Genomic DNA, 22,303 nt, shown 5'->3' with positions numbered 1-22,303 from the left:
TATGCTTTTTATAGCTAACAGTATGCTGTGCGTTGTTGGGCATAACAATCACAAAACAAAAATTATTATGGCAAAGCAAAAAGGCTTTATCAAGCTAAAAGGTTCATTAGGTGGACTTACATTTTACGAAAGCGGTGGAAAAGACATCGTTAAAACTACGGGAGGAATAGAGAAAAGCAGGATTGAAAACGATCCAAATTTTAAACGTACTCGAGAAAACATGTCAGAGTTTGGTGCTTCTGCAACTGTAGGTAAAGCACTAAGACAAGGATTTGGTTCTATCATTAAAAACATTAAAGACACTACCATAACAGGTAGACTTACAGGTGTTTTTAAAAAACTAAATTCTTTAGGTACTGGTGTAAGAGGGCAACGCAAATTTGAAATTCTTCCAAACAAAGCTGTTTTAGAAGGCTTTCAATTCAATAAAAAAATACCACTAAGCACGGTGTTTTACCCAGAATACTCAGCGCCAACCTTAGATGCTAACAGAAGTATTACCACTTGGGTAATACCAGATTTTAACACATCTAACTTTTTAAGAGCTCCAGAAGGAGCTACACATTTCAAACTAATTTTAGCCACTACAGTGTTAAGCAATTATCAATTTGTAGCAGAACTAAAAAAGTACGAACCCGAAGCACCTACAGAAAACAAGGTTAGCGGCATTCAGTATTCTGATGCAATACCTATTGGCGGAGACGTTGGTGCAGATACTACCTTAACGGTAGATTTAGGCTTCGCAGCTCTATTACCAGACACTGTTGGTGTGGTCATAGCCACAGGTATTCTATTTTACCAACAAATAAATACAGAGTTGTACGAGCTCTCTAGTGCAAATGCAATGAGCATAAGTACTGTTGGTTAGAGCATAGAACAAAAAAATGCCTTTTTAGGTATTAAAAAGATAAGGTAGTAAGAAGCCTTATTTAGTAGTAAGTAGGAGGCAACCTTGTAAAGGGTTGTCTCTTTTTTTAACCGTCATAACGAGGGAAGTAGGACCGACGCAATCTCACAATAGAAACTATAACCACACAAAACTTCCATGTCATTCCGACAGAGAGTAGAATGAACCACAAGCCCGCCTGCTTCGGGTAGGAAATCTCATAAAAAGAAGCAAAGGAAATAAAAAACAAACTAATTTGCTGTTATTCTTTAAAAACAGCAATAAAAAAGTCCTACCGAAGCAGGACTCAAGAATTTCTTCTACGGCATATAGCCTTATTGTGATAAGATTAAAGATTAGAAATTTTAATCTATACCAAATATAACAAAATATTTTGTAGTTAGCTTAATTATCAATAATTTTAGAGAACTTAATTTAAAATTGCTATATATTATGACAAAAATACTTGGATTAGATTTAGGTACCAACTCTATTGGTTGGGCTTTGGTAGAAAATAATATTATTTTAGGTATTGGGAGTAGAATATTCCCAGAAGGAGTTGTAAATCTTGGAGAAGGAGAAGGAAGAGAAACTTCAAAAAATGCAAGTAGAACAGATGCTAGAGGAACAAGGAGACAGTTTTTTAGAAGACGGTTGCGTAAAAGATATTTATTAAGAGAATTAGCGACATATAATTTTTGTCCCATTACAAAAAATTTAATTAAAGATTGGAATGGTTCCGAAATTTTTAACAATGCCCAACTTCAAGAATGGCTTAAACTAAATCCTTATGAACTCAGAGCAAAAGCAATTAATGAGGAAGTTTCATTATTAGAATTAGGTAGAATTTTTTACCATATGATTCAAAGAAGAGGTTTTTTAAGTAATAGTAGAAGTGCAGGAGCAGAGATTAACGAGAAAAGCACTATTTATAAAGGTGATTCTAAGATTGGTAAAATAGGAATTAGTAAAACTTTAGCGAGTATTGATAAGGATAAAACGTTAGGTTCATATTTATATACTATTCAGCCAAAAGAAAATAAACCTTTTATCGGAGAATTAGAACGTGTAAGAAATAGGTATACAACTAGACAAATGTATATTGATGAGTTTGAGTTAATTTGGGAATTTCAAAAAAAGTTTCACACAGAGTTAACAGATGATTTAAAAACTTTATTAGGAGGAAGAAAGAAAGATGGTTATAAAGAAGATGGTGTTTTATTTCATCAAAGACCCTTACGTTCTCAAAAACACTTAGTAGGTAATTGTTCGTTTGAGCCTAAAAAAACGAAATGTAAAATTAGCTCTATACCATTTGAGCTTTTTAGAGTTTATCAATGGATTAATACACTTTCTTATGATTTAAATGGAGAAAAACAAGAAATAACAACAGAAGAAAGACAAACAATAATAAACCTTCTACTATCTAAAGAAAAAATAAAATTTAAAGAAATAAAAAAAGCAATAAATAAATTGGAAGGGTATTACCAATTTAATTATAAAGATGATGATATAATCTACGGTTCACATACTATAAGTAATTTATCTAACAAGAAATTTTTTGGTAAACAGTGGTTCAATTTTTCTCAAGAAAAACAAGAAAATATTTGGCATGTATTATCCTTTTTTGACGACAGAGATAAACTGAAAGATTATGCTATTAAAAATTGGAGTTTTGAAGAAGAAAAAGCAATTAAAATTTCAAAATTTAATCTAAAAGATGGATATGCTAATTTAAGCAGAAAAGCTATTAATAATATATTGCCTTTTTTAAAACAAGGCTTTATGTATGATATCGCTGTAGGTTTAGCAGGTATTAAAAATGTATTAGGAAATGAGTGGAGTAGATACGAACAATTTGTTTTAGATAATGCTCCAGAAATTATCCGTTCTAATATAAAAGGCGGTTACATTGAACCTTTAAAGAGGATGATGAAAAATGAGTTTAATACTACTGATAAGCAGTTAAAAAAATTATATCATCATAGTAGTTCAATTGAATCAGAAAAAATATTGATAAAATTACCTGTAGATGTAAATGCAGACAGAGAAATACAAAAAATTAAAAACCCAGTTGTAATCACTGCTTTATTTGAAATAAGAAAATTAGTGAATAAGATTATAGATACTTATGGGAAACCAGATGAAATAAAAGTAGAATTAGCTCGTGATCTAAAAGCCTCAAAAAAGAACCGATATGAAACTAGAAGAAAACAGCAAACTTTAGAGCGTGAAAATAATAGAATAAAGGATGAATTAGAAAAATTAGGTCAAAGAATAAATCATACTTCTATTTTAAAATATAAGTTATGGGAAGAGTGTAATCATACATGTCCTTTTACAGGTCAAACAATCACTATTAGTCAACTATTTACAGGAGATGTACAAATAGAACATATTTTTCCTTGGAGTAGGTCTTTAAACGATAGTTTTAATAATAAAACGTTGTGTTTTGCTGATGAAAATAGAGCAAAAGGAAACAAAACACCTTATGAATTTTATAGTGAGCAAGGAAATGAGAAATGGGAAGCAATAAAACTACAAGCATTAAGTTGTTTTAAAACAAAATCTAATTATCCAAATTGCTACAATAAATTTAAGCATTTTGTAAAGCAAAAGCATGATGAAGATTTTGTAAGTCGACAATTAAATGATACTAGATATATAAGTAAAGAGGCTAAAAATTATCTTTCTAAAATATGTGCAAATGTTATGGTAGCACCAGGACAAATGACTGCTACTTTAAGACACCATTGGGGTTTGAACACTATTTTAAACACAGAAGATGACACAAAAACAAGAGACGACCATAGACATCATACTATTGATGCATTAGTTATGGCTTGTGCTACAAGAAGTCATCTACAAGAATTAAGCAAATGGAATCGTTATAATAGAAATTACGATTTAAAAGATTTTATGATGCCGTGGCAATCTTTTAGGGTTGATGCAGAAAAAGCCGTAGAACAAATTTTAGTCTCTCATAAAAAACAGAAAAACATATTGACTGTTAGAACTCATAAAACTAAAAAAAATGGAGTTGAACATACAAATTTAGGAGTTGCTGCAAGAGGGCAATTGCATTTAGAGACTGTTTATGGCAATAGAAAAGATGTTTTTACACAAGAATTAAATTATCATGTTAGAAAGCCATTGGAATCCCTTACTGCTGCAGAAATACCAAAAATTGTAGATATTGAAATAAAAAAAATAATTTATAAATCTATTGAAAAATTAGGGTTAAGAATCAATGTTAAAGACAAAAAGCCAATAGTTAAAACCAAAGATGAAAAGGTCTTATTTGACCAACTGTTAAGTAGTTTATTTTTCTTACCTAACAAAAATGGGAATCCAGTACCAATCAAAAAAATAAGAATTAAAAAGAATTTTAGCAATGCTGAACCCTTAAAAGAAAACATAAATCAATGGGTTGATTTAGGGAAGAATAATCATGTTTTGATTTATAAAGATGAAAAGGGTCTTTTAAAAGAAGAAGTTGTTACCTTTTGGACAGCTGTTGAACGTAAAAAACAAGGAGAGAAAGTAGTGAAATTACCTGTTGACGGAGAAGAAATCGTAACCACTCTACAAATTAATGATATGTTTTTATTAGGATTGAAAGATGAGGAAATTGATTGGGATAATCTAGATTATAATTTATTGAAAGAGCATTTGTATAGAATTCAAAAATTAACTTCTAGGGATTATTTTTTTAGGAAACATACATCTTCAAAAGTAACAGATAATGAATACATTCAAATAAGAGGTTTTGGTCAAGGTAAAACAGGATGGGAAACATTTAATCCTATCAAAGTAAAAATTAATAGTATTGGAGATATTGAAAAATTATAGAGAAAATAAAAAGGAGTTCTTTGACATACTAAAAATACTCTTAAACAATCAAGCCACAACGAAAAATTGACCTTTTCAATTTTTCGTTGTGGTTTGATTAAAGATTAGAAAAAACGATATTAGCTTCCAAATGTTACGGGCAACCAGGACGTTGTGGTTTGATTAAAGATTAGAAAAAACGATATTCTAATAATATTTATAAAAGTAAATCTTGTTGTTGTGGTTTGATTAAAGATTAGAAAAAACGATATTTATGCGTACAAAAGTCACTCCAATGAATCCGTTGTGGTTTGATTAAAGATTAGAAAAAACGATATTTAAAAAGGTTTTAAAAAACGAATCAGGAATGTTGTGGTTTGATTAAAGATTAGAAAAAACGATATTGCTAACGAAGGAACAGACTATAAAGAGTTGTTGTGGTTTGATTAAAGATTAGAAAAAACGATATTATTAATTAAATTTTGCTTATTGAAGCATTGGTTGTGGTTTGATTAAAGATTAGAAAAAACGATATTAGGGGTTAGCGAAAAAATGGATTCCGATGCGTTGTGGTTTGATTAAAGATTAGAAAAAACGATATTTAGCGTGTTCTCTATGAACTTCTATTGCTTGTTGTGGTTTGATTAAAGATTAGAAAAAACGATATTAAATAAGCGTTTTTTACTTAGCGAACAAGTGTTGTGGTTTGATTAAAGATTAGAAAAAACGATATTAGGGGTTAGCGAAAAAATGGATTCCGATGCGTTGTGGTTTGATTAAAGATTAGAAAAAACGATATTTAGCGTGTTCTCTATGAACTTCTATTGCTTGTTGTGGTTTGATTAAAGATTAGAAAAAACGATATTAAATAAGCGTTTTTTACTTAGCGAACAAGTGTTGTGGTTTGATTAAAGATTAGAAAAAACGATATTAAGCTACTAAGTCTGGAATGCCTGATTTATGTTGTGGTTTATTAAAGATTAGAAAAAACGATATTAAAGAAGGATTAGAACTCTTTGGTGTTTATGTTGTGGTTTGATTAAAGATTAGAAAAAACGATATTACAGAAGTTGAAATTGTAGAATCTAAAAGTGTTGTGGTTTGATTAAAGATTAGAAAAAACGATATTACGAATGTTGTTTAATTTGATACCAACATGTTGTGGTTTGATTAAAGATTAGAAAAAACGATATTTTAGAAATGTGTATGTAAAAGTTGCAAAGGTTGTGGTTTGATTAAAGATTAGAAAAAACGATATTAAAAATAACCAATAGAGTGATGAATGGTGGTTGTGGTTTGATTAAAGATTAGAAAAAACGATATTGAACGGATTTAGAAGGTGTTACTGCATCAAGTTGTGGTTTGATTAAAGATTAGAAAAAACGATATTGGTGTTTATTTCTATGTCTGATGCTGAAGCGTTGTGGTTTGATTAAAGATTAGAAAAAACGATATTCCTACAGCAGATGGTATTTTTAACGTAGCAGTTGTGGTTTGATTAAAGATTAGAAAAAACGATATTGCATACGCTTCTTTTACTACTGCATCCGTGTTGTGGTTTGATTAAAGATTAGAAAAAACGATATTATTAATGAAGCGTACAGATCAACATCTCTGTTGTGGTTTGATTAAAGATTAGAAAAAACGATATTAATCATATCCATAGTTTTTATATATCTCGCGTTGTGGTTTGATTAAAGATTAGAAAAAACGATATTATCATCATATTAAACACCGCATACGTATCGTTGTGGTTTGATTAAAGATTAGAAAAAACGATATTCAGAATTCAAAGAACCAATGAGCTTACACGTTGTGGTTTGATTAAAGATTAGAAAAAACGATATTCCATCCACTTTCAAGGCGTTAACATCAAGGTTGTGGTTTGATTAAAGATTAGAAAAAACGATATTAGGTTAATTGTTGATGATGTTAACCATTTGTTGTGGTTTGATTAAAGATTAGAAAAAACGATATTTAAACATCCATACAGCTTTTACAGTTGGTGGTTGTGGTTTGATTAAAGATTAGAAAAAACGATATTCTTCTGTTAGAGAAAATGTTTCTCCGATTGGTTGTGGTTTGATTAAAGATTAGAAAAAACGATATTTTAATGATGCCCAGGCACCAACGCTTAAAGGTTGTGGTTTGATTAAAGATTAGAAAAAACGATATTAGTTGTGTTTAAAGCTTCTAATAGTCAAAGGGTTAAAGGAATATATCGTTTCAAAAAATGCTTCTTTTACGTTGTTTTATGACGTGATTGAGGCATTTTTTTATTTGTACTTGTTTTTAAATATTTAAAAAAGTTCGAGTTGAGTGGGGGTTGGTTCTGTCGGTTTTTGAACTTTTCCCCAAAAGTTCATGATATTTCCGTATTGTTTGTCAGTAATTCTTAGAATAGAAACTTTACCTAGAGGTGGTAATAGTATTTTAATCCTCTTTTCGTGTGCATCTGCGCTTTCGCTACTGGCACAATGGCGCATATATACAGAATATTGCATCATTGTAAAACCATCTTTTAATAAGTTTTTACGAAATAACTGTGCATTTCTACGGTCTTTTTTAGTTTCGGTAGGTAAATCAAAAAAAACAAATAACCACATAACTCTATACGCATTTAGTTCCATAATTTTGGGTAAATAATCTTTTTAACAGTACCAGAAAAGCATTGCTGCAAAGAACTAGTTGTTGTGCTTAGAGCAATCATAAGTGGACTTTTCTTATCTTCAAAATAAACCGTTTGCGTTAATATACTAAGCAACTCTGATTTAATTTCTGTAGTTAGTTCTTGTTCATTAAAGTTGTTTAGTATGGTTAGTACTTTTGCATCAATAAGGGGTCTGTATGGCTCCATAATATCATCAGCTAAACAAAAAGCATTGTATTTATTATGATGATGAATTCCTAAGGTGCTTAATAAACCACTACCAGAAAGAGCTCTTGCAACTGCTGCCCTTAAGACGATGTACCCATAATTTAAAAATAGATTTGGAAATTCACCATAACGTTCTCTTTTAAAATTAAAATCAAACAAGTGTTTCCAATAATAAGCTGCCGCAGTACCTTCACGGTTATCAGTATCACCACTTAGTACTTTAGAAGCATAATATTTTAAAGGCGAATTGTTTTGCCCAATGTTTTCTAATAAATCTGCTTGATTGGTTATTTTATGTTTAATTACTTGTTGCCATAATTGTTTTTTTAATGGTTCAGAAGCATTAATTTGATTTCTAAAATGTTCTTGCTGTATATGATGACTGTTAAGGTTTAATAACATACTTTGTGGCATATGAGTTGCATCACAAAAAATAACACTAACATTATTATTAGATAATTTAGATAATGTAGGTATAGATATATAAGTTTCTTGATTTTCTAGAACAATAAAGCCAATATCTTCAATTGGTATAGTAGTTTCTCTGTCTGATGTTTTAACGACTAGTTGTTCATGTTTTGTGGTTAAAGAGCATTTATTACCAAAAAAAAGTGTTCTTTTTATCATTTCATTTTTTATTAAATATATAAAAATTAAGTTAGAACATTGGAAAGCAACTAAATAAAGGAGCTAGATTTTTGGTGTCACCTTGAAGGACAGAGTCGAAAGAACAGAAAAAAAGTAAAAATTCTTTACTACATAAATTAATAAATTGATACTTCATAGCAAAGGCATAGCAAAGCCATAGGAAAGCCATGTCAAAGCCATAGTAAGTGCACCTCAGATATTTCATATAAAAAAGTGTAAAGTTTTCAAATCCGTAATTCCTTTTAACATAATTGTGATCGATATAGACCTAAAGGCACTATATCTACAATTATGATTAAATAGCCGCTTTACGGCTATACAGAAATTACTATGTATTTGTACTATAATGTTCTGCGTTATGTAACTTGAGCTTTGGTTAAAAGCGAAAGTTGTTACTACAGTTTCTTTAAAAAAATTTATTCTCAAAAATTTCTTCTACAATGTTAATGGAACACTTTTTATGCGACGACGTAGGAGGGAAGCGTAATATGTGTGGAATGGAAACTAAAAGACAAATTTAATTAGTAAAACGAAAAACTCATTTATAATTTATTACATTTATTCCGTTAAAATTTAAACATAGAATAAAATTGGAATTAAAATTTATAGGTCAAGGATTAGATTCAGAAAATGATATTGCAGCTGGTGATTATTTAATAGATTCTTTAAATGATGAAAGATATACTTCATTTAAAGCTTTTGTTGCTTTTATTAGTAAAAGTGGTATCGATAATATCCTTGACGAGTTAACAACATTTATAGGGAATGGTGGCTCTGTCTGTTTATATGTAGGTGTAGATTTGAATAGCACATCAAAAGAAGCCTTGGAAAAATTGATTGAATTAGGAATTGAAACCTATATAATTTTTTCACCTAATAGTATAATTTATCATCCAAAAATATACACTTTTGAAGGTGATGAATATTCAAAAGCAATAATTGGTTCTTCAAATTTTACTAAAAGAGGACTTTTTCAAAGTATTGAAGCATCGGTGTCTATAAGTTTTAATATTGAAGATGATGAAATTGGAAATAATTTTTTAGCTGAAGTTTATGAATACTACAATACTATTTTAAATGATGAAAATCCAAGTTGCAATAAATTAACTCCAGAATTGTTAAAAATTCTAGTTGAAAGTAAAGTTGTTCTTCCAGAAGCAGTTAATTGGAAAAAGCAGAATAAAGTTAATAAAGAATTTGGTTCAAAGGATTCATCAGCTTACGACTCTTTACTTAAGAAATTTGGTAAACTTAAAGCAAAAAGACCACCAAAAGGTCATAAAAAGGTTGTGACAAAAGAGGAAATAATTTTTAACGAAGATAAAGAAGAAAGTATAACTTCAGAAATTATTGAATTAGAGACTGGTTCAATGTGGATTGAGACAGGTCGACTAACAGGTGGTTCAAAAAATCAGTTAGACTTAAGTAAGCAAGGAAAACTTGATGATGTATTAATTCAAGGTAGTGTTACTTTTTTTGGATTAGAACCTGATGATTTTGAAAAAGTTATAAATATAAATTTAAAACTAGGAGGAAAGCTTTATAAAACAAATCCAATTGATTACAGAGAGGACAATCAAAATTGGAGACTTCTATTAAAAGGAGTTACTGATGAAGGAGATAAATTAACTTCAATATCTCGAATGCAACTAGGACAAGATGGAGGTTTCGTAAAAAAAATTCTCTTATTTACTAAAATGGAAGGTGACAATTACAAACTTGAAATTCTAGATTTAAATGACAAAGACAGTTTAATAGAAAATTCAACTGTTTGGGGAAAAATGGGTAGAAATAAAACTGGTAGAGCTTATGGATTTATTTGATTTAAGGTTGGAGTGACTTTCGATAAACCATTGTTTATCATTTTCAGAATATTGTTTATTAAACGAATCTAAAACAATTTGTACTTCGTTGTTTTCTAAACGATATAGATAAATGAATAGTAAATCAATATATCTAATTATTTCAAATTTACTTAAGTGATTAAGATTTGAATTACTGTATTCTACAGTATTAACTAGGTCTATAAGTTTGATGTCATTTTTATATAATAATGAAACCAAAAATGATATGTGATTTTTGATAGAATGAACTGTATCATAAAACTCTAATTTTTCATCTAATAGTTGATTATTTGGAACTGGAACTTGTTTAATTAAGTTCTGTGTTAAGTCTATTCCATTTATTTTTTTCTTTAATATAAAATCAAAAACTACTGAATTAAAAAGACCATTTAAATAAAATAAATCATTCTTATTAGTTGTTAAAAATTGTACTGATTGAGAAGCAGGAATAAATGGCAAAACAGTTGCGATACAAGTCCTTGTATTGGTTGCCGAAGTAAGACTTCTCCACGATAACATATACTCTTCAGAATGATTTTTAGATAATTCTATCCATTTCTTTTCATTTATAAAGTATCTCGATTCGGGATAAAATGATATCTCATCCTTTTCAAAATCATTAATTATTCTGGATGATGATTTATTACCATATCGTAATTTATCTTCAACTTGGTTAAAACCAGAATACTTATTATCGAACTGATTAAAAAACTTTCCCTCAAATATTGCTAAATTTTCAGATGTCTTCTTTTTAGATATAAAACTTGAATGACTTGTGAAGTGAACTATTCGACCGAAATTCACCTCGTTATACACATCTTCAAAATAAGGATTGTTTTTTGAAACTTTAACCAAAAAATTGATTTCTTCTCTGTTCGAGAAATTTGGCAACATTCCTGTAAGTGGATTAATTAAAAATAAATCATTACTCGAGAATATTACATTAGAGTTCGAATTATTTATATCTTCACTATCCAAAAGATTCATTGAAACAGAAAATGAACTCGTTTTGGAATTACCTAATAACAGAAAACAAAATCTCTCTCTGCTATCAATATTGAATATTTTTTTTCGATTAATAAAATCATAAATTGCAATTAGAGAATTGTTTTTTGAAAGAGTATTAAATAATAGTTTATTCACTTGACTAGTAACAATACTACTTTTCAAAACTAAACCAATAACACCTCTTTTAGTTTTTAATTTATAAGCTGCATCAGTAAATAAAGTATACGTATTAAGTTCACCCTTATGTGATAAATTGAAAAAAGCATCCTGTTTCAATTTGGCTTTTGCTAAATTAATCTCTTCTTTAAAAGATTTAGAAAATTCTGCTAATTTTGTATTTTTTTCTTTTAACTTTTTAATCTCTTTTGTCCTAGAAGATTTGAAATGTACGTTGGAAATTATATTATCATAAAGCGCATAAAATTTCTTTTCTTCAAATCTAATTTTTTCCCAAGGAGGGTTTCCAAGTATTACGTCAACTTCTCTTAAATTTTTATTCTCAATAGATAGTTTACTATGATAAATAAATCCACTAGAAAATATTTTCTGTTTTTCTAATGTGGATTCTTCAAAATCTGAATGTAATAGAAAATTACAATGATTAAAATTACCGTTAATTAGTTTGTAACTGGAAGTTTGATTAACCTTAAATGTTAAAAGTATTTTAGCAACTTCGAGAGCTATACAATCTACATCATAAGCATAAATATTTTCGGCAATATTAGCTAATGACTCCGCTTTTTCATCTGAATTTAGATTGGATTTTTCAAAAAGAATTTCGAAATAAGAAATAACCTCCATAAGAAAAATTCCACCACCACAAGAAAAGTCAGCAAATGTTATTTTTTTTATATCATCTAAAAACTCTTTGCTTATCTCAATGTCTTTTAAGTTAGAAAGGTTTTGAATATTATAATTAAGCTCAAAAAAAGTATCAATTGTTTTTTCCGTTATTTTACTCGCTAAACTTTTTGGAGTATAGTAGCTACCTAACTTATTTCTGTAATTTTTGGCATTTGAAATTACTGTTTCAATATCTCCAGTAAAAGATTCAACACTTAATAAATCTTCATATAGTGTAATAATATCAATATCGTCAATACTGTTAAATTTGGTAAAATTACTTTCGATTATTAACGATAAATCTTCTGAAATACTATTTAATATAGAAGTAAAGAGATTTTCTTTATTAAAGTTAACTTTTAGCCACTCATTTACTTCTGCAATAACAAGTTTATTCTTCTTGTTTTTATTGTTTTTTAAATAAATAATTACAATTATAAAAGCTGCTCTAACTCTAAATCTCTCTTTATTAAGTTCAACAGGATTAATATTATTAAAACCATTAAATCTTAATGAAAGATGTTCCTTTAATATAGCTGAAAATATTTCTAATGCTTTAATCATATTAATACTGACCAACAATTACAGATTTATTTTTCATCGATATTAATGGCGTATTTAAAAAACTACTTTTATGATGTTTATTAACAATATGAGAAATTGTTTTATTCAAGTCCTTAAACTTTTCTAGAAAAACATACTTATGCTTTAATGATTGCACTAAATCATTCAAACTAATAATTTCTTTTGTATAATCTGAAATATGGTTAACACCTAACTCATAAAGTACTAATTTGTGTAGTAAATCTTTATAATATTTATCTTGTGTAGATTTCAATAATTTAATATTTTCAATAAGATTCGTATATATAACTTTAGGGCTTAAATCATATATATATGAAAGTTCTTCTAATACACTTTCACTTCCTATGGAAAACCCATTAATTGTCTTACTTCTAGATAGGCAATTAATATCTATGCAATTACTTAAAAATGTGTCCAATTCAAAAATTGATAATTCTTTATTGGTTTTTTTATTATAAAATGGTGATTCTCCTACCATTCTTTTCATTTCTATTAATTCTTCTTTTTCAAAATTGTATTCACTACGAATCCTATTCTCAATTTTCGATTCTAAAAATAAGCGTTGAAAATCATTATCCAAATCCTTTAATATACATTCATTAATAAAATTGTCTAAATTATTAATAGTAGAATAATCAATATGATTGAACTCAAAATTTGGTAGTTTATTTTTTAAATAATCATCTTTTAAGTCGAGACATTCTTTACTTTTACTAGATATATATTTAGAACCTAATATGTTTTCTGGAACAGGAATTTTAGAAATATAACCTGCACTAATTGTAAATTTTGGATTAATTAATTTCAATAGAAATGTTGCAACTCTAGAGTTTAAAAAAGCTAAATGAGCATATTTATCACCTTTCACAACTTGTATTCCAGGACCAGAAGCTATGAATACTTGGTTCTCTTTTAATATTCTCACATTTAACCCTAGAGTTCCAGTATCACTATAAACCAATTCTGTTAAAGGTATTTTATTAAGATTGCGTAGAGCACTTCCTTTATTTGCTTTGATATATTCTGCATTTTCACCCCAAAGTACCTTATAATAGTTTAATCCAATCCATTTACTAAAGCCACCACCTTTACTAACAAGTTTCCAGTCAGAATTTCCATTAACCTCCCAAGCATACTTTATAAATTCTTTATTATTTCCTGTTGATGTACCTTGCATTGGGTTACCATAATTAGAATATAAATTGAACTTTTTGATAGTTTTAAATCTATCTGTTAGTTGATAATTAAATTCAAAATTTAGATTATCTAAAAAAGCATTCTGATTAACTTTATACACAACTTCTTCAGGTATATTATTACTAGAGACTAATAGTTTTTTTTCATTACCTTTTTTATGTTTCAAATTAACAAATAGGGTAGGACTTGAATCTGATTTTTCTATGACACACAGAGCTACATTTGTTTTCTCTCCATTTATATCTTCAAAAGCATTAGTTCCTAAATCTACACAAACTCTTAAGCTGTTCTCTTTTAAAAATAATTCTCTGAACCTTTTTAAAGAAGACAAATACATCCAATTATTTTGAGTTACGACAGCTAGAATATCGTTCCGATTCATTAATTGCATAATCCTTTGAATAAAAGAAACACATAAATCTCCTTTGCTTTCTGGGTAATTATTTAACAAATAGTTTTTAAGTGAAATATCCATATCCCTTTTTCCCATAAAAGGCGGGTTTGTCAAAAATATTTTTTTAAGACTATCTTTATTAAACTTTTTAAGTTTAGAATTGATAGTTGACCTCTGAATTGAATTTGAAGTAATTTTAGAATTTAAAAAACCTAAATTATCATTATCCTTTCCTCCAAAAATATTAATTGATACTGTTTTATTTGGTATTGAATATTGACAAGCATTAATGAATAAAGATAATGAGGCGATTTTTGAAAGATTTGAGTCTAAATCATAACCAACTATTGCATTGTTTAATATCCAATTAACAATTTTACTATCTGTCCAATCTTTTTTGTGAGATTTAAATAAATAAAATAATTTTTCAAATGAATAATTTAGAAAATTACCTCCTCCAGAAGCAGGGTCAATTATCACTATTTTTTCAAGATCTTGAGGTTTAATATTTGATAGCGTTTCATCTACTAAATACTTAACCATATAACTATCTGTAAAAAATTGGGTCGTTAAAAGTAATTCTGCATCTTGAATTTTATTGCTGTTTTTTCCAGTTTTCTTGAAGGCGTTATTCGTTAATTCTTTTTTTAAATATTGAAAAGACCAAGAAACAATATCGATTATATCGTCATTTATATTTTCAAAACTTAACTGTAAACTACTTAAAGTTTGATTAAGCAATTTAGAATTAACACCGTTTTTAGTTTCATTAAATGATTTAATAAGTTCTGGGAACCTTTTTTCAATAATCAGTAACTCGTCTTTAAAAATTAATAAAATATTATCAGAATTAATCTTATCTATATGAACATTTACTTTTCTATTATTAAGAATAAAACTTGAAATAAGCACAGAAAAAAACACACTTAAATCTGAAACAGGGATTTCAGTACTAGCTGTATTTATTTCGCTATTGAATTTTGAAATTATTTTCTTTATATCTTGTTTCAAAATAATTAATTTTTATTCTTTTTATTATAATTTATCAATTGTTCATTTACAAGCTTAACTGCATTAAAAGTAATTTCATTAGCACCATAATCTTTTAATATTTTTTCTGCTACGTGTTGTATTTTTAATTTTTCTTCAGATATTTTATAATATTCGGCAAGTCGTTTTATTTGTTCTGAAGTAGGTAGTCGTTCACTTCTTTCAATTTTACTTAAAAGGGGAGAGTCTATATCTGATCCTTTTGAAACCTGATGTAAGGTTTCACCCTTTGAATTTCTTAACTCACGTAAATATTTACCTAATTCTAGTCTGTCCAAATTCATTTTGCTAATTATTGACTTGTCAAGTTTTGTCAAATATATTTGAAATTATTTATTAAAACATAATAAAAGGCATTAATTTTATGAACAACTATTATGAAAATAGAATCTCAATTTTTACTTGGCCTCATAAAATTTTGGTTAAAACAATAGGTGAAGTGAGTGTACATATTTTAGGGGTTTAGTAATACTGTTTCTTAAGAGTTATAATTATACAAGAGATTTCAAAGCAATCTTAATAAGTTCCAATGTTTCCTAAAATATAGCGAATGAACCGTTAATTGTTTCCAAAATTATATGCAGCCTTGATTTTTTTGTTTCTTTTTTTATCAAGAAAAAAAGATATAATATTTTAAAAAAGGATTAATTGAAGTTCTAAATATAACAAGTGCATAGAATTTTATTTTTCTTAAAATTTATGCTCTTGTGGCAAGCTTACGAGAATCGTCTAAAATTTTTTATAACGTACATTTTATCGAATACGCGATTTTTAATAAGTGCAAAAAGGTTAGCTTTTATTTTGGCGTTGGCAAGCGTTGGATAATTGTGTGTAAAATAAATTGCCATAGCAATTTGATTTTATAAAACAATCGAGCGTTTGGCAGCGGCTATTTTACATAACGGCTAATTATAGATACAAATGTTTTTTAAACGCTGCGAAGCAAACCGCTTATTAGTTTAATGACCCAAGTTCCAATTATTCTTATGAAAACAAATGCTTCTGGGATATTTTACATAATACTACATTATAGCTATCAAATGGATAAACCACTCTTATTAACTAAACGATACATTTGTACTATAATTTACATTATGTTAAATAGTGTTTTTCAGCACATACTCTAATAAGGTAAATAACAAAAAAATACAATCTTACTTTAAGAACTTGGTTCCTAATAATTCTGAAGCATCCATAACAACCATTTTTGCACTCTTATCATTCTCAAAGATAATTTGCTTTAAGGTTTCCAATCTATTTATTGGAACTGCTACAAAGATCATGTCTTTCTTTTCGCTTAAACTTAAATTGTTTCCTTTTACTAAAGTTCCGTTTACACCAATGCGTTCTTTAATTAAAATCCCGATAGCATCTAAATTATTACAAGAAGAAATATGCACAATACGATCATTTGGTCTTCCAGTTAAAACAATGTCAATCATCTTTGTAGTTGTAAAAATACTTATCATACTCCACAAAGCCAATTCTACACTATTAAACACAATACCGGCAGCAATAACCACAACAGAATCTAACATTAAAATAACGGTTCCAGTTTTTAAAGACGTTTTAGACGTTACAATTCTAGCGATAATCGTTCCGCCACCAGCAGATCCACCACCTTTAAAAATAAATCCAATTCCAACACCAACAGCAATTCCGCCATACAAAGTAGCCAAGATTGGTATTTCACTCAACGCTCCTAAACCAATAAATTCTGATAAAATATCAATAAAAATTCCAATTAATATAATGGCTATCGCACTTTTTAGTGCAAAGTATTTCCCTAAGTATTTTACACTTACTAACAACAACGGAATGTTAATCATCATAAATAAAATACCGATAGAAGATTTAAAAACACTGTCAAAAATAATCGCCAAACCTCCTGTTCCGCCCATTGTAATGTTATTTGGGCTTAAAAAACCAACTACACCAAATGCCATAACAGCACAACCAATTACAATATAGGTGTAGTTAAAAAACTCTTTCTTCATTTTTTAATGCTTTTAAAAATGCAAAGTTACTATATTCAAGTAGTAACTGTATAACATCTATGCTAAATATCATTTGTTAATTTCTTTATAAACATATTTTATTTTTAAACTACCAAATTATAAATTCTTAACGGTAGCTTTGCCGAATGCAAAATAACCAAAGTTCCAAAATAGAATTTATTGCTTTAATGGCATCATTAATGTCTATTGTTGCCATGTCTATCGATGCTTTATTACCTGCGTTAGAACAAATCGGAATTTCTATCGGAATCCACGATTCTACTGATAATCAATTATTAGTTACTATGATTTTCTTAGGATTAGGCTTCGGACAATTAATTTTTGGACCTATTTCTGATAGTTTAGGTAGAAAACCTGTTATTTATATGGGTTTTACGCTCTTTGTAATTGCGAGTTTTATTTGTGTTTATGCAACCAATTTAGAAACCATGGTTGTTGGTAGAATCTTACAAGGAATTGGTTTGGCTGCACCAAGAACCATTAGTATTGCGATGATTAGAGATCGTTTTAGCGGAAATTATATGGCTAAAATTATGTCGTTTGTTGTGGTTATTTTTATTTTGGTTCCTGTGGTTGCACCTGCAATCGGAAAACTAATTTTAGACGCTTATGGTTGGAAAGCCATTTTTATAAGTCAGTTAATGATCGGTGTAGTTATTATGTTTTGGTTATGGAAACGTCAGCCAGAAACATTGCCTGTAGAAAAGAGAACAAAGTTTAGATTTCGCCTCTTTATAGATGGCGCAAAAGAGTTTATAAAACACAAACAAGCAGTTACTTTTACCTTAGTTTCTGGATTTATAACGGGTTCTTTTATGGTGTACTTATCGGCATCACAACATATTTTTCAAGAACAATATCATTTTAAAGAAGAGTTTCCTTACATTTTTGCTGGATTGGCAATTTCAGTTGGTTTTGCAACCTTTTTAAACGGAACGTTTGTAATGCGTTTTGGCATGTATAATTTAGTAAAAGTGTTTTTATTAATGTTTACAATAGTGCCACTACTCTACGCAATTATCTATTTTAATAGCAATATAAATCCAAGTATTACAGTTTTTTTAATTTTCTGTGGATTAGAGTTCTTTGCAATCGGGTTTTTATTCGGAAACTTACGTGCTTTAGCCATGCAACCTGTTGGACATATTGCTGGTGTTGGTTCTGCAATTAACGGATTTGCATCTACAATTATGGCAGTACCAATTGCTACGTTTATCGGTAGTTTTGTTACAGAAACTGCGTTGCCTTTATTTATTGGATTCTTTTTCTGCGGATTGTGCTCTTTTTTATTGATACAGTTTTTACCTAAAAAAACAATAACAACTAATTAATAGATTCAATTAATAAGCCAACAATTCTTTTAATTCAGATTCAAAACGATTCTTAGCCAAATATTGATTTTCTAATTCCTTTTCAAACGGAATTGGAGTTTCTAAACTTCCAACACGTTTTACTGGCGCATCTAAATAGGTGAAACAGTTTTCTGTAATCAATGCAGAAATATCACTTGCAATTCCGCCAAACAAACTGTCTTCTTGTAAGATAATTGCTTTTCCTGTTTTCTGTACAGATGCATAAATTGCATCAACATCTAATGGTTGTAAACTTCTTAAATCGATTAAATCTGCAGAAATCGTTGCGTTTTTCTCTAAAGTTTCTAACGCCCAATGAACTCCTGCTCCATAACTTATAATCGTAACATCGTTTCCTTTTTTTAGCGTAGCCGCTTTTCCAATAGGAAGCGTATAGTAATTCTCTGGTACTTCTTGATAAACAGAACGATACAACGCTTTGTGTTCAAAGAATAATATCGGATTTGGATCATTAATTGCAGCAATTAACAAGCCTTTTGCATCGGCAGGAAATGCTGGATACAACACTTTTAATCCTGGTGTTTTGGTAAACCACGCTTCATTTGTTTGAGAATGAAAAGGTCCTGCACCAACGCCAGCGCCACAAGGCATTCTAACTACAACATCTGCATTTTCATTCCAACGATACTGAGATTTTGCTAATAAATTTACAATCGGATTGAATCCAGAAGAAACAAAATCTGCAAATTGCATTTCCATCACAGCTTTCATTCCATTGATAGACAAACCATACGCAGCAGCAACAATTGCCGATTCACAAATGGGTGTATTTTTAACTCTGTCTTTTCCAAATTGCGCTACAAACCCGTCTGTTATTTTAAAAACGCCGCCATATTCAGCAATATCTTGTCCCATAATCACCAAATCATCGTGTTGTTCCATCGATTGTCTCAAACCGTCAGAAATAGCATCAATTAAACGAATCTTCTTTGTTTCTGTTGATGGATTTATAGTTTCTGGCTGATAGTCTTTATACACATCTTTTAGTTCTGTTTCTAAATCAACTGTAATTGTTGGTTCGTCAAAAGCTAATTGTAAATGTTCATTAATTTCAGAAATAATAGCTTCTTTAAACTGAACTTCATCTTGTTCTGTTAATATGTTTTCTGCTCTTAAATACGCTTGAAAATTCTCTAACGGATCTTTTGCTGCCCAAGTATCCATTAACTCTTTCGGAACATATTTTGTACCACTCGCCTCTTCATGACCACGCATTCTAAAAGTTTTAAACTCTAATAAAATGGGTCTTGGGTTTGCACGAACACTTGTTGCTAATTCAGAAACTTTTGTATAGACTTCTACAATATTATTTCCGTCTATAATATGACTTTCCATTCCGTAACCAATTCCTTTGTCAGCAATGTTTTCACAATTAAACTGTTCTGATGTTGGTGTTGAAAGTCCATAACCATTATTTTCTACACAAAACAACACAGGTAAATTCCAAACAGAAGCAACATTTAACGCTTCATGAAAATCACCTTCACTTGTTCCACCATCACCAGTAAACACAGCACACACTTTTTGCTCATTTCTAATTTTGTGTGCCAATGCAATTCCGTCTGCAACTCCAAATTGCGGCCCTAAATGCGAGATCATTCCTACAATATTGTATTCTTGTGTTCCAAAATGAAAACTACGATCTCTACCTTTTGTAAATCCGTTTGCTTTTCCTTGCCATTGAGAAAATAAGCGGTACAACGGAATTTCTCTCGTCGTAAAAACACCTAAATTTCTGTGCATTGGCAAAATATATTCGTCTTTGTTTAATGCAGAAGCTACACCAACAGAAATTGCTTCTTGACCAATTCCAGAAAACCATTTAGAAATTTTACCTTGACGTAATAAAATAAGCATCTTCTCTTCTATCAATCTTGGTTTTAACATCGCTTTATATAAATCGATGAGTTGAGCTGTATCTAAAGAAGTGTTTGAGTAGTTAATTTGAGCAATCATGTAATCTTTTAGTTAGTTGTAGTTGCGAATTTAAAAATAAAAAGCGAAGTACAATGCATTATTTTAATAGTAATACAATTATAATTTATTTAAAATTTCTGCTGCTTTTAGCAAGGTTTCATCTTTTTTAGCAAAACAGAAACGCAATACTTTTTCATCTAATTTATCAGAATTAAAAACTGAAACCGGAATGGATGCAATACCAAATTCTATGGTTAGTTTCTTTGCAAATTCAACATCATTATCATTAGTAATATTGCTAAAATTTAATACTTGAAAATACGTTGCTTTAGATGGAATGAACGTAAAGTTAGAGTCTTTAATTGCTTCTAAAAAAAGATCTCTTTTCTGTTCGTAAAATAAGTTTAATTCCTTGTAATTATTGGCTACAGAAATATATTTAGCTAAAGCAATTTGCATTGGATGATTTACACAAAACACATTAAATTGATGCACTTTTAAAAACTCTTTTATGAGTTCTTTTGGACCACAACAATAGCCCATTTTCCAACCTGTATTATGAAATGTTTTTCCGAAAGAAGCTGTTATAAAAGTTCGTTCTTTTAACTGCGGAAATAAACAAGCACTTTGATGTGTGAATCTGTCAAAAACCATGTGTTCATACACTTCATCACTTAAAACAATAATGTCGGTATTGTTTGTAATCAACTCTAACTGTTGCATATCTTCTTTAGAAAAAACAGTTCCACAAGGATTTTGTGGTGTGTTGATGATGATCATTTTCGTTTTATTGGAAATCGCATTTTTTACTTCATTCCAATCTACTTTATAATCTGGATATTTCAATTGCAAGGAAATAGCTTTTCCGCCGTTTAATTGAATTGCTGGTTCATAACAATCATACGCAGGTTTAAACAAAATTACTTCATCCGATGGATTTATAAATGCGGTAATTATTGAAAAAATTGCTTGCGTTGCTCCAGCAGTAATTACAATTTCATTTTCTGGATTGTATGTAGATTGATATAAATCACTAAACTTTTGCGCAATCGCTTCTCTTAATTTTAAAACGCCAAGCATTGGTGCGTATTGATTGTAGCCAGAACTCATTGCTTTTGAAACTAAATCGATAAGTTTTTGATCACTTTTAAAATTTGGGAAACCTTGAGCTAAATTAATGGCATTGTATTTATTAGATAGATTACCCATTGTTGTAAAAATGGTGGTTTCTAAATTGGGTAGCTTTGAAAAATGATTCATAAGTTATTTTTAACAATGCTCTAAAATAAAAAAATCCTTATCGAAATGGATAAGGATTTACATTTATTCTGATAGCAAATTACAATTCTTTAAAAATTGCGTGCATCATTCTTTTTTTATCATTAATGCTTTCTTCTAAAGAAATCATTGTTTCTGTTCTATTGACTCCATCAACATCATCAATTGCATAAATAATGTCTTTTGCATCATTTGTATCTTTAGCTCTAACTTTACAAAAAATATTGTATTTACCAGCAGTTACGTACGCTACTGTTACATTAGGAATGTTTTTTAATTCTTTAATTACACTTTGAGTCATCGAAGTTTTTTCAAGAAAAATACCAACATGAGCAATAAAAGAATAGCCCATTTTTTCGTAATTAAGCGTTAATGTAGAACCTTGAATGATGCCTTCATCTTCCATTTTTTTAACCCTAACATGTATTGTACCTGCAGAAACTAACAGTTTTTTTGCAATGTCTGTAAACGGAGTTCTGGCATTTTCAATTAATACGTCTAGGATTTGATGATCTATTTCGTCTAAAACAAATTTTTTCATTCTTTTTTATAT

The 22,303-nt window shown here is 29.1% G+C and carries 13 protein-coding genes and 1 CRISPR repeat array; of the genes, 4 read left to right on the top strand and 9 right to left on the bottom strand.

What is annotated here, in order from left to right; all coding sequences use genetic code 11:
• Positions 1–67: 67 nt before the first annotated feature.
• Both ABDX67_RS10155 and cas9 read left to right on the top strand, forming a co-directional pair.
• Positions 68–868, top strand: a complete 801-nt coding sequence (locus ABDX67_RS10155; RefSeq protein WP_347174915.1) for a hypothetical protein — start codon at positions 68–70, stop codon at positions 866–868.
• A gap of 471 nt (positions 869–1,339) precedes the next feature.
• Entirely contained in the window at positions 1,340–4,738 is a 3,399-nt protein-coding gene (gene cas9 / locus ABDX67_RS10150) for a type II CRISPR RNA-guided endonuclease Cas9 (RefSeq protein ID WP_347174914.1), read from the top strand.
• Between the two features lie 85 nt (positions 4,739–4,823).
• Positions 4,824–6,893: direct repeats of the CRISPR family, unit length 36 nt; unit sequence GTTGTGGTTTGATTAAAGATTAGAAAAAACGATATT.
• Positions 6,894–7,017: 124 nt separating this feature from the next.
• Here the strand turns inward: cas9 and cas2 are convergent.
• Both cas2 and cas1 read right to left on the bottom strand, forming a co-directional pair.
• A complete protein-coding gene (cas2, locus tag ABDX67_RS10145; RefSeq protein ID WP_347174913.1) occupies positions 7,018–7,347 on the bottom strand; it encodes a CRISPR-associated endonuclease Cas2 in 330 nt (109 codons plus the stop codon).
• Positions 7,338–8,222 carry a type II CRISPR-associated endonuclease Cas1 gene (cas1, locus tag ABDX67_RS10140; protein ID WP_347174912.1) on the bottom strand — a complete coding sequence of 295 codons (885 nt, stop codon included), beginning with the start codon at positions 8,220–8,222 and terminating at the stop codon, positions 7,338–7,340. The genes cas2 and cas1 overlap by 10 nt, the downstream gene beginning before the upstream one ends.
• 611 nt (positions 8,223–8,833) lie before the next feature.
• Here cas1 and ABDX67_RS10135 point away from each other — a divergent pair.
• A complete protein-coding gene (locus ABDX67_RS10135; RefSeq protein WP_347174911.1) occupies positions 8,834–10,066 on the top strand; it encodes a phospholipase D-like domain-containing protein in 1,233 nt (410 codons plus the stop codon).
• Here ABDX67_RS10135 and ABDX67_RS10130 read toward each other — a convergent pair.
• The 4 genes from ABDX67_RS10130 to ABDX67_RS10115 form a co-directional block, all read right to left on the bottom strand.
• Positions 10,007–12,502, bottom strand: a complete 2,496-nt coding sequence (locus tag ABDX67_RS10130; protein ID WP_347174910.1) for an Eco57I restriction-modification methylase domain-containing protein — start codon at positions 12,500–12,502, stop codon at positions 10,007–10,009. The genes ABDX67_RS10135 and ABDX67_RS10130 overlap by 60 nt on opposite strands.
• A gap of 1 nt (position 12,503) precedes the next feature.
• Positions 12,504–15,125, bottom strand: coding sequence for an Eco57I restriction-modification methylase domain-containing protein (locus tag ABDX67_RS10125; protein WP_347174909.1), 2,622 nt, complete (start codon positions 15,123–15,125; stop codon positions 12,504–12,506).
• Positions 15,126–15,130: 5 nt separating this feature from the next.
• Entirely contained in the window at positions 15,131–15,448 is a 318-nt protein-coding gene (locus ABDX67_RS10120; RefSeq protein ID WP_347174908.1) for a helix-turn-helix domain-containing protein, read from the bottom strand.
• Positions 15,449–16,318: 870 nt separating this feature from the next.
• Positions 16,319–17,161, bottom strand: a complete 843-nt coding sequence (locus tag ABDX67_RS10115) for a YitT family protein (protein WP_347174907.1) — start codon at positions 17,159–17,161, stop codon at positions 16,319–16,321.
• Positions 17,162–17,307: 146 nt separating this feature from the next.
• Here ABDX67_RS10115 and ABDX67_RS10110 point away from each other — a divergent pair, with 146 nt between their 5' ends.
• Positions 17,308–18,513 carry a multidrug effflux MFS transporter gene (locus tag ABDX67_RS10110; protein ID WP_347174906.1) on the top strand — a complete coding sequence of 402 codons (1,206 nt, stop codon included), beginning with the start codon at positions 17,308–17,310 and terminating at the stop codon, positions 18,511–18,513.
• 9 nt (positions 18,514–18,522) lie between these two features.
• On the opposite strand, the gene ABDX67_RS10105 is transcribed toward ABDX67_RS10110, so the two are convergent.
• The 3 genes from ABDX67_RS10105 to ABDX67_RS10095 form a co-directional block, all read right to left on the bottom strand.
• Positions 18,523–20,511, bottom strand: a complete 1,989-nt coding sequence (locus ABDX67_RS10105; protein ID WP_347174905.1) for an alpha-ketoacid dehydrogenase subunit alpha/beta — start codon at positions 20,509–20,511, stop codon at positions 18,523–18,525.
• Between the two features lie 78 nt (positions 20,512–20,589).
• A complete protein-coding gene (locus ABDX67_RS10100) occupies positions 20,590–21,732 on the bottom strand; it encodes a methionine aminotransferase (RefSeq protein WP_347174904.1) in 1,143 nt (380 codons plus the stop codon).
• Positions 21,733–21,811: 79 nt separating this feature from the next.
• The gene (locus ABDX67_RS10095) at positions 21,812–22,291 is read right to left on the bottom strand and encodes an Lrp/AsnC family transcriptional regulator (protein WP_347174903.1); all 480 of its coding nucleotides are present in this window, start codon (positions 22,289–22,291) and stop codon (positions 21,812–21,814) included.
• Positions 22,292–22,303: the final 12 nt, after the last annotated feature.

Source organism: Polaribacter uvawellassae, assembly GCF_039748955.1.
GTDB classification, from domain to species: Bacteria; Bacteroidota; Bacteroidia; order Flavobacteriales; family Flavobacteriaceae; genus Polaribacter; species Polaribacter uvawellassae.
The sequence above is the reverse complement of the archived record's forward strand: the minus strand, read 5'-3'. Positions and strand labels throughout refer to the sequence as shown.

What these genes read in the sequence shown, in the direction of transcription:
- ABDX67_RS10095 (WP_347174903.1), bottom strand. Translation starts at nt 22,291, where the DNA reads ATGAAAAAATTTGTTTTAGACGAAATAGATCATCAAATCCTAGACGTA.
- ABDX67_RS10100 (WP_347174904.1), bottom strand. Translation starts at nt 21,732, where the DNA reads ATGAATCATTTTTCAAAGCTACCCAATTTAGAAACCACCATTTTTACA.
- ABDX67_RS10120 (WP_347174908.1), bottom strand. Translation starts at nt 15,448, where the DNA reads ATGAATTTGGACAGACTAGAATTAGGTAAATATTTACGTGAGTTAAGA.
- ABDX67_RS10110 (WP_347174906.1), top strand. Translation starts at nt 17,308, where the DNA reads ATGCAAAATAACCAAAGTTCCAAAATAGAATTTATTGCTTTAATGGCA.
- ABDX67_RS10155 (WP_347174915.1), top strand. Translation starts at nt 68, where the DNA reads ATGGCAAAGCAAAAAGGCTTTATCAAGCTAAAAGGTTCATTAGGTGGA.
- cas2 (WP_347174913.1), bottom strand. Translation starts at nt 7,347, where the DNA reads ATGGAACTAAATGCGTATAGAGTTATGTGGTTATTTGTTTTTTTTGAT.
- cas9 (WP_347174914.1), top strand. Translation starts at nt 1,340, where the DNA reads ATGACAAAAATACTTGGATTAGATTTAGGTACCAACTCTATTGGTTGG.
- cas1 (WP_347174912.1), bottom strand. Translation starts at nt 8,222, where the DNA reads ATGATAAAAAGAACACTTTTTTTTGGTAATAAATGCTCTTTAACCACA.
- ABDX67_RS10130 (WP_347174910.1), bottom strand. Translation starts at nt 12,502, where the DNA reads ATGATTAAAGCATTAGAAATATTTTCAGCTATATTAAAGGAACATCTT.
- ABDX67_RS10115 (WP_347174907.1), bottom strand. Translation starts at nt 17,161, where the DNA reads ATGAAGAAAGAGTTTTTTAACTACACCTATATTGTAATTGGTTGTGCT.
- ABDX67_RS10105 (WP_347174905.1), bottom strand. Translation starts at nt 20,511, where the DNA reads ATGATTGCTCAAATTAACTACTCAAACACTTCTTTAGATACAGCTCAA.